Annotated in this window: 10 protein-coding genes; 5 read left to right on the top strand and 5 right to left on the bottom strand. The window is 51.2% G+C overall.

Annotated elements, in window-relative coordinates:
- Positions 1-4: 4 nt before the first annotated feature.
- Positions 5-2,917, bottom strand: a complete 2,913-nt coding sequence (locus V5G20_RS14575) for a DEAD/DEAH box helicase (protein ID WP_338461070.1) — start codon at positions 2,915-2,917, stop codon at positions 5-7.
- Positions 2,914-4,521, bottom strand: a complete 1,608-nt coding sequence (locus V5G20_RS14570) for an SWIM zinc finger family protein (protein ID WP_122958534.1) — start codon at positions 4,519-4,521, stop codon at positions 2,914-2,916. Before V5G20_RS14570 ends, V5G20_RS14575 begins: the two co-directional genes overlap by 4 nt.
- 182 nt (positions 4,522-4,703) lie before the next feature.
- Between V5G20_RS14570 and infC the strand changes: the two genes are divergently transcribed.
- The gene (gene infC / locus V5G20_RS14565; RefSeq protein WP_122958556.1) at positions 4,704-5,189 is read left to right on the top strand and encodes a translation initiation factor IF-3; all 486 of its coding nucleotides are present in this window, start codon (positions 4,704-4,706) and stop codon (positions 5,187-5,189) included.
- 263 nt (positions 5,190-5,452) lie between these two features.
- On the top strand, positions 5,453-7,792 hold the full coding sequence (locus V5G20_RS14560; protein WP_228006658.1) for an S-layer homology domain-containing protein: 2,340 nt from the start codon (positions 5,453-5,455) through the stop codon (positions 7,790-7,792).
- Positions 7,793-7,967: 175 nt separating this feature from the next.
- Here V5G20_RS14560 and V5G20_RS14555 read toward each other — a convergent pair whose 3' ends face one another.
- The 3 genes from V5G20_RS14555 to V5G20_RS14545 form a co-directional block, all read right to left on the bottom strand.
- Positions 7,968-8,294 carry a DoxX family protein gene (locus V5G20_RS14555; RefSeq protein WP_039071439.1) on the bottom strand — a complete coding sequence of 109 codons (327 nt, stop codon included), beginning with the start codon at positions 8,292-8,294 and terminating at the stop codon, positions 7,968-7,970.
- Between the two features lie 34 nt (positions 8,295-8,328).
- A complete protein-coding gene (locus tag V5G20_RS14550) occupies positions 8,329-8,931 on the bottom strand; it encodes a TetR/AcrR family transcriptional regulator (RefSeq protein ID WP_024984841.1) in 603 nt (200 codons plus the stop codon).
- 119 nt (positions 8,932-9,050) lie between these two features.
- On the bottom strand, positions 9,051-9,992 hold the full coding sequence (locus V5G20_RS14545; RefSeq protein WP_039071652.1) for an MBL fold metallo-hydrolase: 942 nt from the start codon (positions 9,990-9,992) through the stop codon (positions 9,051-9,053).
- 241 nt (positions 9,993-10,233) lie between these two features.
- Here V5G20_RS14545 and V5G20_RS14540 point away from each other — a divergent pair, with 241 nt between their 5' ends.
- The 3 genes from V5G20_RS14540 to V5G20_RS14530 all read left to right on the top strand — a co-directional run bounded on the left by V5G20_RS14540 (position 10,234) and on the right by V5G20_RS14530 (position 13,756).
- Positions 10,234-10,602, top strand: coding sequence for a sigma factor (locus V5G20_RS14540; RefSeq protein WP_052259727.1), 369 nt, complete (start codon positions 10,234-10,236; stop codon positions 10,600-10,602).
- A gap of 303 nt (positions 10,603-10,905) precedes the next feature.
- Positions 10,906-12,540: a spore germination protein gene (locus V5G20_RS14535; protein WP_338463472.1), complete on the top strand. Its 1,635-nt coding sequence runs from the start codon at positions 10,906-10,908 to the stop codon at positions 12,538-12,540.
- Positions 12,530-13,756 (top strand): Ger(x)C family spore germination protein, encoded by a 1,227-nt coding sequence (locus V5G20_RS14530; protein ID WP_338461062.1) that lies wholly within the window; start codon positions 12,530-12,532, stop codon positions 13,754-13,756. Before V5G20_RS14535 ends, V5G20_RS14530 begins: the two co-directional genes overlap by 11 nt.
- Positions 13,757-13,763: the final 7 nt, after the last annotated feature.

The following is a 13,763-nucleotide window of genomic DNA, read 5'->3' as shown; positions in this document are numbered from 1 at the left end:
TCACCTATCCTTTCAGATCAAGCCACTCGCTGCGGAGCAGAAACAGCTCCCGAAGCTCCTGCGTGGACAGCTCGGTTATCCAGTTTTCGCCGTTGCCGACAATCTGCTCGCTGAGGCTCAGCTTTCTTTCCATCATTTCGTCGATCTTCTCCTCGATCGTCCCGAGAGAGATAAATTTATAGACCTGCACATTGCGCTGCTGACCGATCCGGTACGCCCGGTCCGTCGCCTGTTTTTCGACGGCGGGATTCCACCAACGGTCGATGTGAAAGACGTGGTTGGCTTCCGTCAAGTTCAGGCCGGTTCCGCCTGCCCGCAGGGAAAGGATGAAGATCGAAGCACGCTCCGAGTCAGGCAAGGCGGTATCTTGAAAGCGAGAGATCATCCAGTCCCGCTGTTCCTTTGGGGTAGAGCCGTTTAAAAACAGGACGGGGCCATAGCCTTCTCTTTCGAGGACGCGCTGCAGCAGCTTGCCCATCTCGATGTACTGGGTAAAGATGAGGCTGCGTTCGCCTTTCTGCCGAATGTCGCTGATCAGCTCAAGCAAGCGCTCGATTTTCGGAGAGCGCGTCTTCTCATCCGGCGCGCCGAGTCCATTGTCGATCAGTCCGGGGTGATCGCAAAGCTGCTTTAACCGGGTAAGCGTCGGCAGAATCAGCCCGCGCCGCTGCATCGGCGAAGCCTGGTCCAGCCGGTCAAACATCGACTGGATCGTTGTCTCGTACAGCGCGCCTTGCTCAGCGGTCAGTGTGACGTACTCTTTTCCTTCATTTAATGCAGGCAGGTCCAGTTGGATATGCGGGTCCGTTTTTACGCGCCGCAGCAAAAACGGCTGGATGAGCCGCTGTACCTGCTGAACCAATGTCTGATCTTGATCACGCTCGATAGGATGGACAAAACGCTGCGAAAAATCGCGCAAACTACCCAGGTAGCCTGGATTCAAAAAATCGAAAATCGACCAAAGCTCCGTCAAACGGTTTTCGATCGGTGTACCGGTCAAAGCGATGCGATGTCCGGCACGCAAGCTGCGGATGGATGTCGCCTGTTTGGTCTGGGCGTTCTTGATGTGCTGCGCTTCGTCCAGACAAATGGTGCTCCAGCCAAGAGAAGCGAGCTCCTGTTCATCCAGATGGGAAAGGGAATAGGAGGTGATCACCAGGTCAGCTTCCTGTGCCGCCTGGACAAATGCCTCATTTTTATGCCGAGCCGTACCGTAGTGCACATAAACAGAAAGAGACGGGGCGAACCTTTGGAGCTCTTTCTGCCAGTTGCCGATCACTGAGGTCGGGCAGATCAGCAGGGAAGGGCTTTGCCGTGATTCGGTTTCCTTCAGAAAGAGCAGATAGGTAATGAACTGGATTGTCTTCCCCAGACCCATATCGTCCGCGAGACAGGCTCCCAGCCCAAACTGCCGCAAAAAGAGCAGCCACGAACTGCCCTCCCTTTGATAGTTGCGCAGCTCTCCCTGAAAACCGGCCGGCTGCTCGATCAGCGGTATGCGCTTTGTATCCTGGAGCTTCGCCATGAACTGAAAGAGATGCCGGTTCAGCTCAACCTCGACGGGAAGGGCAGATGGCCGGTCCCATTCCTCCCATGACGGGTCGGATGGCTCCTCTGTGCCGGCCAGATAGAGCTTCATGACCTCGCGCAGCGTGAGCCCATTCTTTCCTGTCGTTCCCTTCAATGTCTCCTGCATTTGCGCAAACAGCGCGGGAGTCAATTGCACCCACTGTCCCTGGACCTTCAGCAAACGCTGTTTCTGGTCCAGCAATCGGCGAAATTCCGCTTCGCTCAGCTCGAGCGGACCGAGCGCAAGCTTCCATTCAAAATCCATGACTTGATTGATGCCAAAAAAGGACGGGCTTCTTCCCGAAGAATGCGCCGACACTTTTATTTTCACCCGAGGTTTGGTCCGCTTGACCTGCTCCCACCAAACGGGCAGGAAGACGTGGATTCCTGCTTGCACCAGCTGCAAACTGTGTTCTGTCAGAAACGTCCAGGCCTGCTCATTGGACAATCGGGCAGAAAGAGGGGTGTCATTTGCTCCTTTGTCCATCCATGGGAGAATTTCCTTGCACTTCTCGATGTCGCGACTCAGACGGTGGCGATACTCTCGCCAATCGTCCGGCATGTCGGTCGTCATGATGGCGTTACCAGTCGGGGCGGTCTCGTCTTGGTTTCCGAGCGTCAACGGGAATACCGCGAGTTGGCCCTCCAGGTCTTCCGACAATAGCTCGAAGACACGGTCGGGCAAATCCCGATCCTGCAAAAGAAGCTTGAGAGACCAGTCAGCCTCGTCACCCTTCGGTTCGAGCAGCTGCAAGCAGGTGCGGAAAGGAGTATTGTCGGGGACAAGTCCAATCGTTTGCAGCCATTCCGATTCCCCCAGATGGGGCGACATGTCTTCTCCCAGCACATCGAGCGCAGGAAACTGTCTGAGCAGTCCGTTCCAGGCATTCCGTACCCCGCCCCTCTGGGAGAGAAGATCGTTTATAACGAGAGAAAGCAAGCGTTCTCCTGAGGCTGGCAGCGGTTCACGCGGATCAGCCAGCTTCCAGCCATAGCGGCCATTCTGCCAATCGGAAAAGCTCGGCAGGAAGTTGCCGGCTGCAAGGGCATCCATGATCGTCCCGGCGGCTGTCCGGTAACCGGCCAAGTCTTCACTCAGCGTAAAGGTAACGTGCTCAAGCCACCCCGGTGACACGAGAAACCGGAGAGCCTCCAGCGGCTCCAGCAGGATGACCTGATCTGTTTTTTCGATAAACGTTCCAAAAAAAGAGTGTTCATCCCAGGCGAACAGACAGGCTGCCGCCCGCTCCGGATGCACGGGATTGCCCATGCAGTCCTCAGCCTTGAGGAAAAAACGACCGTCCGGCAAGAGTCCTCCGGTGAGAAACATATGCAAAGTAACATTCATGAAATCAGATTCCCTCTCTTTAGCTCCTCTTGAAATGCCCGCAAACGGCTATACTTGGTTGCCAGCCCTTGTATGAAACGCTCCCAAACGTCAAGCTGATCGGCTTTCTGATAACTGGCCCGAACTTTTTTCAGCAGTTTCGCCGCTTCCCGATAACCCGAGCGATTTCGCGACCCGATCTGTTGGTTGATCTCACGGATCAACAGCGGCAGGAGAAGAAGGGGCTTTTGGTCCTCAATGATCTTGGCTTGCTGCTGATTCATCTGTTCCAGAGCGCTTTGGTACGTCATGAGTACATCCAGATATTGCTTGTACTGCCGGTTTTCAAACAAGTAGGCGCAGTAGTCGGTCAGGCTTGCCGGCAAAAAACGCTTCAGCATCGCGCCGGAGTCGGCCGATCTGCCCAGCCGTTCCATCGCTTCCCGCCAGACGGCAGCAACCAGGCGGTATTCGGGTCCATCCGCTGTCCCGATCAAGGTTTCCAGCCTATCGACCCAGTACAAGAAGCGTTCCCATTCTTCATGCCGCGCAAAAGCTTTCATGTAAGGCAGATAGAAGGACAAAGCAAGCGACTGCGATCCATTCCATATCCGGAGAGCTGTTTCGTCTTCCCCTTTCATAACCAAAAAATGCGCTTGCAGGATCGAAAACCTTTCACGCTCGGCGTCGGTCAGGACGGGGTTCTTGATCAGGCGGTCCAGCTCATCCATTTCCTCTTGTATCCAAGCAGGGGTGTTCAATAGGTACCACCACAGGAGGCGATATGCTTGTATCCAGTAAATCGTGGCAGAATCGCAATGCTTCCATTCCTTGCTTTTCTCGTGTGTCTCTTCCAGGTGGGAGGAGAAATGCTTCCGCAAGCTCTCTGCATCCAGATAAAAGAGGGCAGCCTCCAGCTGCTCGACAAGCCTGTCAGCCGTTTGCGTCAAGTCGGAAGCCCAGTAGGAGGAGCGCACGTCTTTTACGAACGTTTGCAGCTTCAGCAAATGAAACAGGTTGGCGTGAACAGAAAATAGCTGTGCCAGCTCTTCCGGCCAGGAGCTTGTAACTCCCAGGACGTTTTCATAGCTGGAAAACAACTCCGAAGACGGGCGCGCTGTTTCCATGGCCAGCGGGAGATTCCGTGTCCATTTCTCCAGGAAGCTCCACCAATCGCTTACCTTGCTTTCTGGGCGCAGGGAAGCGCCTAGCGAAGCGGAGGGAGTCGGATTTGCCCCGGATTTTACGATTTTTTTATAGGCAGGAACAAGCATGGCGGGAGAAAACACAGTGCTCCGCGGCTTGTGCAGTACGTTCATAAAGGCTCGGGGATTTTCAAACACACTGTATGCTTGAAAAAAGGTAGCGGCGATGTGCTTGCAATAGCGGGCATACGAACAGGTACAGGTGCTGTTTGCAAAGGCATTCAGGTCAATTTCCACATGGTAAACCGCAGATCCCTGCACATCGCTGCGGAGATGTGCGCCATCTTCCGCCTGCACGTTAAACACCATGCCATCGGTAAAGTACTGATATCCTTGCTCCACGATGTGTTCCTCCATGTTAACGAGGATTTGTTCGCCCAGTTGCTTGACTTGTTCCCGCGTTAACTCTCTTTGCAACATGTAGTCGATGCCTCCGTGCCAAGTGTCATCCCTCCATTATACCGAAAACGGCCGCAGAAACAAAAACGGATCGTTTCACAAACCGTATGAGGCATCATCGAAGCCATGCTGCGTGCCTTGACTATTTAGGAAAGTATAAGAAAATGGGAAGGAACGAAATCGAAAGAGGACGGTGCAGCGATATGCTGATGAATGAAAAAATCAAAGCCTCCGAAGTGGAGCTGACCGGACTTCAGGGAGAAAATCTGGGCATCGTTTCTACCAAAGAAGCATTGCGTATGGCCAAGGAGCTGAATGTCGATCTGATTTGTCTGTCACTGGCTACAAGTCCGCCGCCATGCAAGCTTGTCAGTCGGGATGAGTATCAACAACAGCGCGTCCAGGAAAAGAAAAAGGAGCGCAAAGCGGCGCAAGGCCATAAAACAAAGGAAATTCGTCTTAGTGCATATATTGAACAGCACGATTACGATACGAAAAAAAGGCAGGCGGAGCGAATCCTGCACTTCGGAGATGCCGTACAGCTATGTGTTCGTTTGGAGAAAAAAGAGACACAGCAGGCAAAAGAATTGATCGAGCAGCTTGTCAAAGAGTTGGGTCATTGCGGGAGACAGGAAAAGGGCATCCAGGTGAGCGGGAAGCAAGTGGTTGCCGTGCTTTTTCCTTGTTGAGAAATTGTATAGTTTGTTGTCGTATATTGTCAGTTAGCCTTGAACAGCGCACTTTTTCTTTACCATCCTTTCCCTTGCAACTTTTCTCGACAATCCATCGTCAAGTAATCACCTGCTCATGAAGCGTATAGACTATTTCTGACAGAATCGTATATGACCAAAATTTACGAAAGTGACAGAAAAAAAACAGGACGATTCGTGACCGCAAACATCATGCATCCCGAAAAAAATCAAAAATCAAAATGAGTAATGGGGGAGTTATTTTGCATCATTTCAAAGTTTTATCGACAAAAACAGTAAAAAAAGGACTGGCAGGCGCTGTTATGGCCGGGCTTTTGGCGGTGTCGAATACCGGTTTGGCCGCAACTGCTCTTCCATTGTCCGATATTGCATCGAATGCTTATAAAGGAGCGATCCTGAAGCTGAATTATGCCGGAGTCCTGAAAGGCTATACGGATGGCACATTCAAGCCCGAAAAAGAGGTTACTCGTGCAGAGTTTGCCAAAATTGCCGTGTTGGCAATGGGATACACTGACGAGCAAGCCAAGCTGATGCAAGGAAAAACAGCGTTTAAAGACCTGCCGGCGGATCACTGGGCAACAGGCTACATAAATCTTGCCGTTTCTCAGGGAATTATCAAAGGGTACCCGGACGGCACATTTAAACCGAACAATACCGTGAAAGTCGCAGAAGCTTTGACCGTTTATGTACAAGGCTTGAAAATCAGCGTACCGGCTTCGACTACCGGACAATGGTACTATCCCTATCTGCTCGAAGCCAACAAGGCGGGCATTTACGATTCAAAGGACGAACCGACTGCAGCAGCAAGACGTGATGTCGTAGCCAAGTTCACCGACTTCTTCATGGAGACGCCTGTTTACGCCAATGGCGCTTATTACGACAAGAACGGAAATGCAAAAGGCACGGTCCAGAAGCTTCCTGTCGTAAAAGGAACTGTCGATTCCTACGACAAATCTACAAAAAAACTGAAGCTGACCGGACAAAAAACAGAAGTGACGATCGCTGACAATGCGCAAGTATTCGGCAGCATCGTGGCAGGAGCCAAAGTCGAGTACATCGTGAAAAACGGAAAAATCGCTTTCCTGAACGTAGTGACTGCTGACACCAATATCGTCGAAGGCATCGTGAAAACAGGCCTGAACTTCTCCAGTGCGGTTGGGGACGAAAAACAATTCAAGGCGATCGTAAACGGGAAAGAGATCATCCTGGAAGTAGAAAGCGGCGTAACGGTTTCCCGCTCTCACATCGGCAAGAAATTCGTGGCCGTTATGGATGAGGACGGAAAGGTAGCCTCCATTACCATTTCGGATAACGCAACGAGCGGTCTCGTGAAAAAGACCTCGACCGTTAGCGGCACAAAAGCGAAGAAAGAGATTCAAGTCGGCGATCAAACGTATGAATTGACCGCAAATGCTGTCATCAAGGGGAAAACTCATCCGCTGGCCAAGGAAGCAACGGGATCGTTCGCTGACATTGCCAAAGGGGACCTCGTTGAGCTGACACTGGATGTTGACCGAAAAGCGTCTGCTGTCACCTACACGAAGCTGAGCACGACACAAACGATCAAGGTCGATGCGGATGACAACGTGATCAGCTTTGACGGGTATGAATACGAAGTTCTTCAAGATACGAAGCTCTATGTCGACGAGGACAAGGTATCGGAATTGGATGATCTGAAAAACAACAGCGTTGCCGTTCTCACCTTTGACCAGGACGGAAATTTGATCAAAGTGGAGCAGGGCGTAGGCGTCTCGGAAGGCAAGCTGGTAGACGATACGACAGCATATGAAGGTCAGACGAAACTGGCGACGATCAAGGTTGACGGCAAAACCTACGACATCTTGGCAAACGCGAAGCTGACTATCGACGGAAACTCGGTCTCCGCAACAACAATCAAGGCCGACCAGTTGAATGATTACCGGATCGTCAGCTGGAAATACAATCTGGGAACCAATGATATCGTCGAGCTGACTGCTGAGAAGCAGACGGTAGTGGGCTATGTAACCGAGAAATCGGGTAAAACCATTACGGTGAACGGCAAGGATTATGAGCTTCTTTCCGGAGTATCGATTGATGACAATGCAGACACCAACGACAAAGAGTATACACTCGTACTGAACAACGACGGCAAGGTAAAAGCGGTGACTGGTGCTGCCAAAACACTCAGCGGCGTAGTCGATTCTGTAGAAGTGGTGAATGAAAACGGCTCGACCAAATCGGCCGAGATCGAAGTAAACGGCAAGACATACAAGGTCCTGAACGCGGATACGGTAGATGATGTCGACCAATTTGAGTTGGTTACACTGACAATGAACCGTGAAGGCGAAGTGACGAAAGCCGTTGTACAAGGCACTCTGACCAAGGAAGAAGAAAAGTTCATTGGAATTGAAGCCCGTGTAAACGGAGATAAATACGTCTTCTTCAACAACGTCTCCACGAGCATCAAGCTGTCGAAGGACGCAAAAGTGAAATACTACGACGGTTCTGATATGGATGAGGACGAAGTGAAGTCTTCCGATAAAGTCGACTTGTGGACGAATGCGGACGGCCAGGTTTATCTGATCGTTGTAAACAAGCGATAACGGGTAGCCTTCCGTTCAGCAGGGAACAGAATATAGGGGAAATCAAAAAGATTCAGGATCGGGCTCATTTTTTGAGTCGATCCTGAATCTTTTTTACGTTGTACGACTGCCTCATGAAAGCAAGGGAAGCGTAAATGGTCTACGGTTTTTATAGCTGCTGTCTTGTGGTGAATCCTCAGAGCCTTGAGCTGATAACGATGACAGATAGAATCAGGCAGATTGCCGCCGGCAGGATGGTGACAATCGGCTGCTCTGCTCGAAACAGATGGGCGTGGATCGCCCCCGCCATAAGAACGACAAAGAGTACCCCGGAGCCAATGGCCAAATACCGGTTCCATATTCCGCCAATCAGCGCCAGCGCTCCCACGATCTCAAGAATGCCGACAACGGACATGAACCAGAGAGGATAGTGATAATGGCTCCAATGCTCGACTTGAAACGGAACGCGTGCGAGCTTGATGATACCCCCTGACAAAAGAAACAGCGACAATACGGCTTGCATGATAATCAGTCCCACCGGTTATTCCTCCATTATGTTATTCTTTGGCCTTTGACTCCCGGGGCAGCATGCCGTACATGAGAACATCGACGACCTGCTTCGCCAATCGTGCTGGCGTTTGTTTACCCGGCAACAGGTGTGTAACCGTCAATCGCTCAATCATCCCGAGCAGACATTCCGCGACCGTCGCCATCTCCACATCGGCCCGAAAGTAACCCGCTTCCTGCTCGGCACGCAAGTTTTCAAGCAGGAGAGAAGTCAGATCTTCTTTGATCTGTTCCGCTTGCGGAGCAAGGAAGAGCCCGATTCGAGTCATATGCGGATTGCGGACGAGGAAGCTGAAAACCATTTCCAGCGCCTGTACGATCCGCTGCAGCAAATGCTCCGGCTCGATCCCTGGTTCCAGACGGATGGACGCCGTAAGCTCGCCCAGACCAGACCGGAAGTCATGGATGATTTCATCGAAAATGGCTTCTTTGCTGGCGAAGTAGAGGTAAAAAGATGGCTGGGTCAATCCCGCCTGCTTTACGATCGTACTGATTTTTGTCTCGTGGAATCCCCGCAATGCAAATTCTTCCGCAGCAGCTTCCAGCAGCCGCTTCCGACTTTCCTTCCCTTTCCACCCCTTTTCACGAACCACAATAGCCAATCCTCCTCCACAAAAAAATACTCAAAAGTAATGTTACTTACGAGTAATGTAACAAAGGAATCAACTTCCAGTCAAGAAGATAGAGGGGAAAAAGAAAAAGCCCTTCCAGCTTAAGAGACTGGAAGGACAAATGTTTCGCCTTGTTCCTCAATGACGATGCGGTCTTTTTCATCGCCAGCTGCCGCAAGCAGCCGTTGAATAGGTTCCTCAACAGGCTCCTGGGAGAGAACGAACGTATTCCAATGGATGGGAACGAGCCATTTGGCTCCGCTCTGTTTAAACATCTCCCAAGCTTGCTCCGGAGTACAGTGGGCAGCTTGATATGCATCGGGCTTATAGGCACCTATCGGCATAAAGGCAATGTCAATGCTTCCAAAAGCACGAGGAAGTTCCTCAAATGATGTGTAGGCCGTGTCTCCCGGATAGAGGATGCGTACCCCGTTTTTTTCAATGATGTAGCCGTTATAGCCATAATCTTTATTCCATGGAAAGCGGTTGCCCCAGTGCCGGACAGGGATAGCCGTAATCTTCACTCCGCTGGCAGTACGTACGGTTTCATGCGGAGCAATTTCTTCATACGAACCAAAAGGCATGCGGGCAATCAGTCTGCTGGTGTTTTTTGCAGTGATGACATGGATGGATGGACGAGCCAGCTCCCGCAAGCTGGGCAGATCGACGTGATCCATGTGAGCGTGAGAGATCAAAATAATGTCCACATCTCCGATTTCCGCAGAGCTCAGAGCGGGTGGCGTATAACGCTTCGGCCCAAAGTGAATCCCCGCGATGCGAAGCCCCAATTTTTCCCCAAGCACGGGATCAGTCAGAATTTTTGTGCCAAAAAGATTGATTAGAATGGTTGAGTGTCCCACCCAGGTAAACGTAACCTCTTCATCTCTCCAGGTTGCGGGCATCGGTTTATTCCGGATAGACCGGGATGGGGGTTTCGGAAGCCGGCCCATGTGGTACCAATAGCGGTACCCGATATAAGCCAGCAGGATGACGAAGAGCACAGCGAGCGCCCCGCCCAGCCACGATAACAATGTAGGTAGCATGCCAAAACTCCTTTTGCTTAGCATCGTAATCACTATAGCAACGACCCAACTTTGAAGTAAAGAGATCGATGTGCATTTTTTAGCCGCAGTATTTTCGTGATTGTGCCAGGCAGTGTAAATTCTTATAGATGATACATACCTCTTTCGAGTCTTGTTTATATTTGCTTTGAACTGATAACCGAACCTTTTCGGATGTCGGAACCAATATGTAGTGAAATAAGCACTAGGGGGCCGGCCGCCTATGACAGAAACAGAATTGCATGAGTGTATCCGCAGTACGAGAAGCGGCAACAAGGACGCTTTTCGCAAAATCTACGCACACAGCAAGGACTATGTGTACGGGACCGTTTCGCTGCTTGTCAACAACAAGCAGGATGCAGCTGATGTCGTCAGTGAGGTCTACGTAGAAGTGTTTAAATCGCTGTACCGGTACGACTTTGATAAACCGTTCCGATCCTGGATAACCGGTGTTGTTATCCGACAGGTACGCAACTGGAACCGGAAGCTATGGCGCAAATTTCGATTGTATGAACGAGGCAAGCTCATGGAGCTGCCTGAGCCGAGCCCAGATTCGGAATCACTTTTTCTGCGGCACAAAAATTGCAAATAATTTCCTCATTAAATCAAAAGAGGCCCATGCACTCAACTGGACTCAGCAAAAAGACGGGGCCGCTGTACTCTACACCATTACTTCAACATCCAAGAATGTTACCAAAGCGGATTTGCTGTCCATAGCAGATCAACTGAGATAACAAAGGCAAGAAAAGACGAAGCCGAACCGAAACAAGACGAAGCTGAAGCTGCTTCGTCTTGTTTCTTGTTTTGCAGGAAGTCGGGCGAGTCTTTCAAGTGCATATCCCCCTGATAGATTGCAAATAATTTACATACTACGATGGGGATATAGGTGTTGAAGATGAAGTTCATCAGGAAGTTTACTCAAAAGACAAGGACTAGCAGCAACCGAAACAGAGACGAGAACCATCAAGGTTCCGCCATAGATGACGGTCACCGCCCGTTAGACACAGACCTTGACATCAACATCAAAAGGTTTCGGGAAGAAACAGGAAACAGCCCTGATTTGAAAGTGCGTCAGTTTGAATTGGGGAGCAATCCGCAAATTCGGGTTGCGGCCATTTATAACGAGGGTCTGGTAGATCAGCCCCAGCTAAACGAATTTGTCATCCAGCCGCTGATGCTCTCCAAAGATAGGGGGCGCCTCTCCGAAGCATCCGGAGAGCAGGTCTTTCATTTTCTCCGAAATCACGCCTTGCCGGTCGGAGAAGTCGACACGGTTGAAAATTGGAATGAAGTCATGAACACCGTTATGGACGGGAACACAATTATTTTTATTGATCACTTCCCGGTGGCTATCGGCTGCAACACGTCTGGCGGAGAATGGAGAGGCATCGAAAAGCCTACGACCGAACTGTCGATCCGGGGACCGAAGGATAGTTTTAATGAATCCATATCGACGAATATTTCACTCATACGCAGACGGATAAAAAGCCCGAATCTCTGGTTGGAGATGTATCGGATCGGAGAAATCACCCATACCGATGTGGCTATTATGTACATGAACGGGATTGTAAGTGACCAAATTGTAGAAGAAGTACGACAGCGGCTGACCGGCATAAAAGTGGACGGGATTCTGCAGGCGGGGAATATTGAGCAGCTCATCGAGGATCAGACGATGACGCCGTTTCCCACTGTGTACAATACCGAACGTCCCGATCTGGTATCGCGCTACCTTCTGGATGGGAGGGTGGCCATCATCGTAGACGGGACCCCGTTTGTATTGTTGGTACCCGCATTGTTCACCCAGTTTTTCGTTGCATCGGACGACTACGCCCAACGCTATGACATCAGCAGCTTTATCCGCTTGCTCCGCTATGCAAGCTTCTTGATATCCCTGCTGTGGCCGTCCATCTATATCGCCGCTATCACCTTCCACCAGGAGATGATTCCGACTCCACTGCTGTTCAGCCTGGCCGCTACCCGCGAAGGTGTGCCGTTTCCGGCGCTGGTCGAAGCGCTGCTGATGGAGCTGAGCTTTGAGATATTGCGAGAGGCCGGCATCCGCATGCCGCGGGCGGTGGGCCAGGCGGTGTCCATCGTTGGCGCCCTCGTCCTGGGGCAGGCAGCGGTACAGGCAGGGATTGTCTCGCCCGCGATGGTCATTGTCGTCTCCATTACGGGAATCGCCAGCTTTTCCACGCCTGCGTACAATCTTGCTGTGTCGGCACGGCTCATCCGTTTTGTTCTGATGATCCTGGCGGCGACTTTTGGCTTTTACACATTGACACTGGCTATGATTGTTCTCGTTGCGCATTTGAGCAGTCTGCGCTCGTTTGGCATTCCGTATTTGAGCCCCTATGCCCCGTTTCAGATGGATGACCAAAAGGATGCGCTCGTCCGGCTGCCCCTCTGGATGCTTGCCACCCGCACGAAAGCGATAAACAAAAAGAACATCAAAAAGATGGAGCCAAGCGGACACTCGATGTTGAAAAAGCAGAATAACAGGCCGGAGGGGGAGCGCCATGAGGAGTAGAAGCCTGCTGATGATCTTGTGCATGGCCCTTCTGCTTTTGACAGGCTGCTGGAATAATCGGGAGCTTGGTACGCTGGCCATCGTTACCGCGATTGGATTGGACAAGGGAAAGAATCAGAATGAGCACGTCTTTTCTTTTCAAGTGGTCAACCCTTCCGCCGTGATTTCGGGAACGGTTGGGCAAGGGGACGAAAACATGGGGCCAGTCACCGTTTATACGGAAACGGGGGAAACCCTTTTTGAGGCCGCTCGAAAAGCCTCGCAAAAAGCACCGCGACGGCTTTTTTTCTCCCATGTTCGCTACATCATGATTGGCGAACAGCTAGCCCGCCAAGGCATCAACGGGGTGTTAGACTCTTTTGAGCGGTCCAATGAAATCCGTTTGACGGCCCGCTTGGTTATTGCCAAGGGCAGAACTGCCCAAGAAGTCCTGGCAATCGTCACACCGATGGAAAAGATTCCAGCAACAGCAGGGGTAGGCGCATTGGAATTTTCCGAAGAGCTGTGGGGAGAAAGCATCAAAATCGAGTTCGATGATGTAATCCGGGCTATTGGAAACCCAGGGAGAGAACCGATGATAAGCGCGGTCGAGCTCCTTGGAAATCCGCGAGCCGGCCAGCGTGTGGAAAATATCCAATTGACCAAGCCGGATGTTATCGAGAAGATCGGCGGGATCGGGGCATTTAGAACCGGGAAGCTGGTGGGTTGGCTGGAAGGAGAGCAAGCACGCGGTGTGAATTGGCTTCACGGCAGTTTAAAAAGCTCCGTTTTGATGGTCGATTGCGATGGAAAAAAGGATCAAGTCGGAATCGAGATTACCCGTTCCAAGACGGATATCCAAGGAAAGGTGGTTCAAGGAAAGCCGCAAATCACCGTAACGATAACGGAAGAAGCCAGCATTGCAGATGTCAAATGCGCCATTCATTTGTCCAGTCCAGCGGTCATTTACGAACTGGCAAACAAGCTGGAAGATAAAACGATGCTTCAGATCATGTCGGCCGTGAAAGCAGCCCAACAGTACAAAACAGATATTTTTGGATTTGGAGAAGTAATCCGCCGGGCAGACCCGAAGGCATGGGGGCATTTAAAGCTGGACTGGGCAGACCGCTTTTCCCAACTGCCAGTGGAGGTGAAGGTGAAAGCGTTTATCCGCCAGCCAGGGATGATCACTGAACCATATTTACTAAAGCGAGACAAGAAAATCAGGGATGAATGAAGCGGGG

The organism is Brevibacillus borstelensis, assembly GCF_036700025.1.
Lineage (GTDB): Bacteria > Bacillota > Bacilli > Brevibacillales > Brevibacillaceae > Brevibacillus > Brevibacillus borstelensis.
The sequence above is the reverse complement of the archived record's forward strand: the minus strand, read 5'-3'. Positions and strand labels throughout refer to the sequence as shown.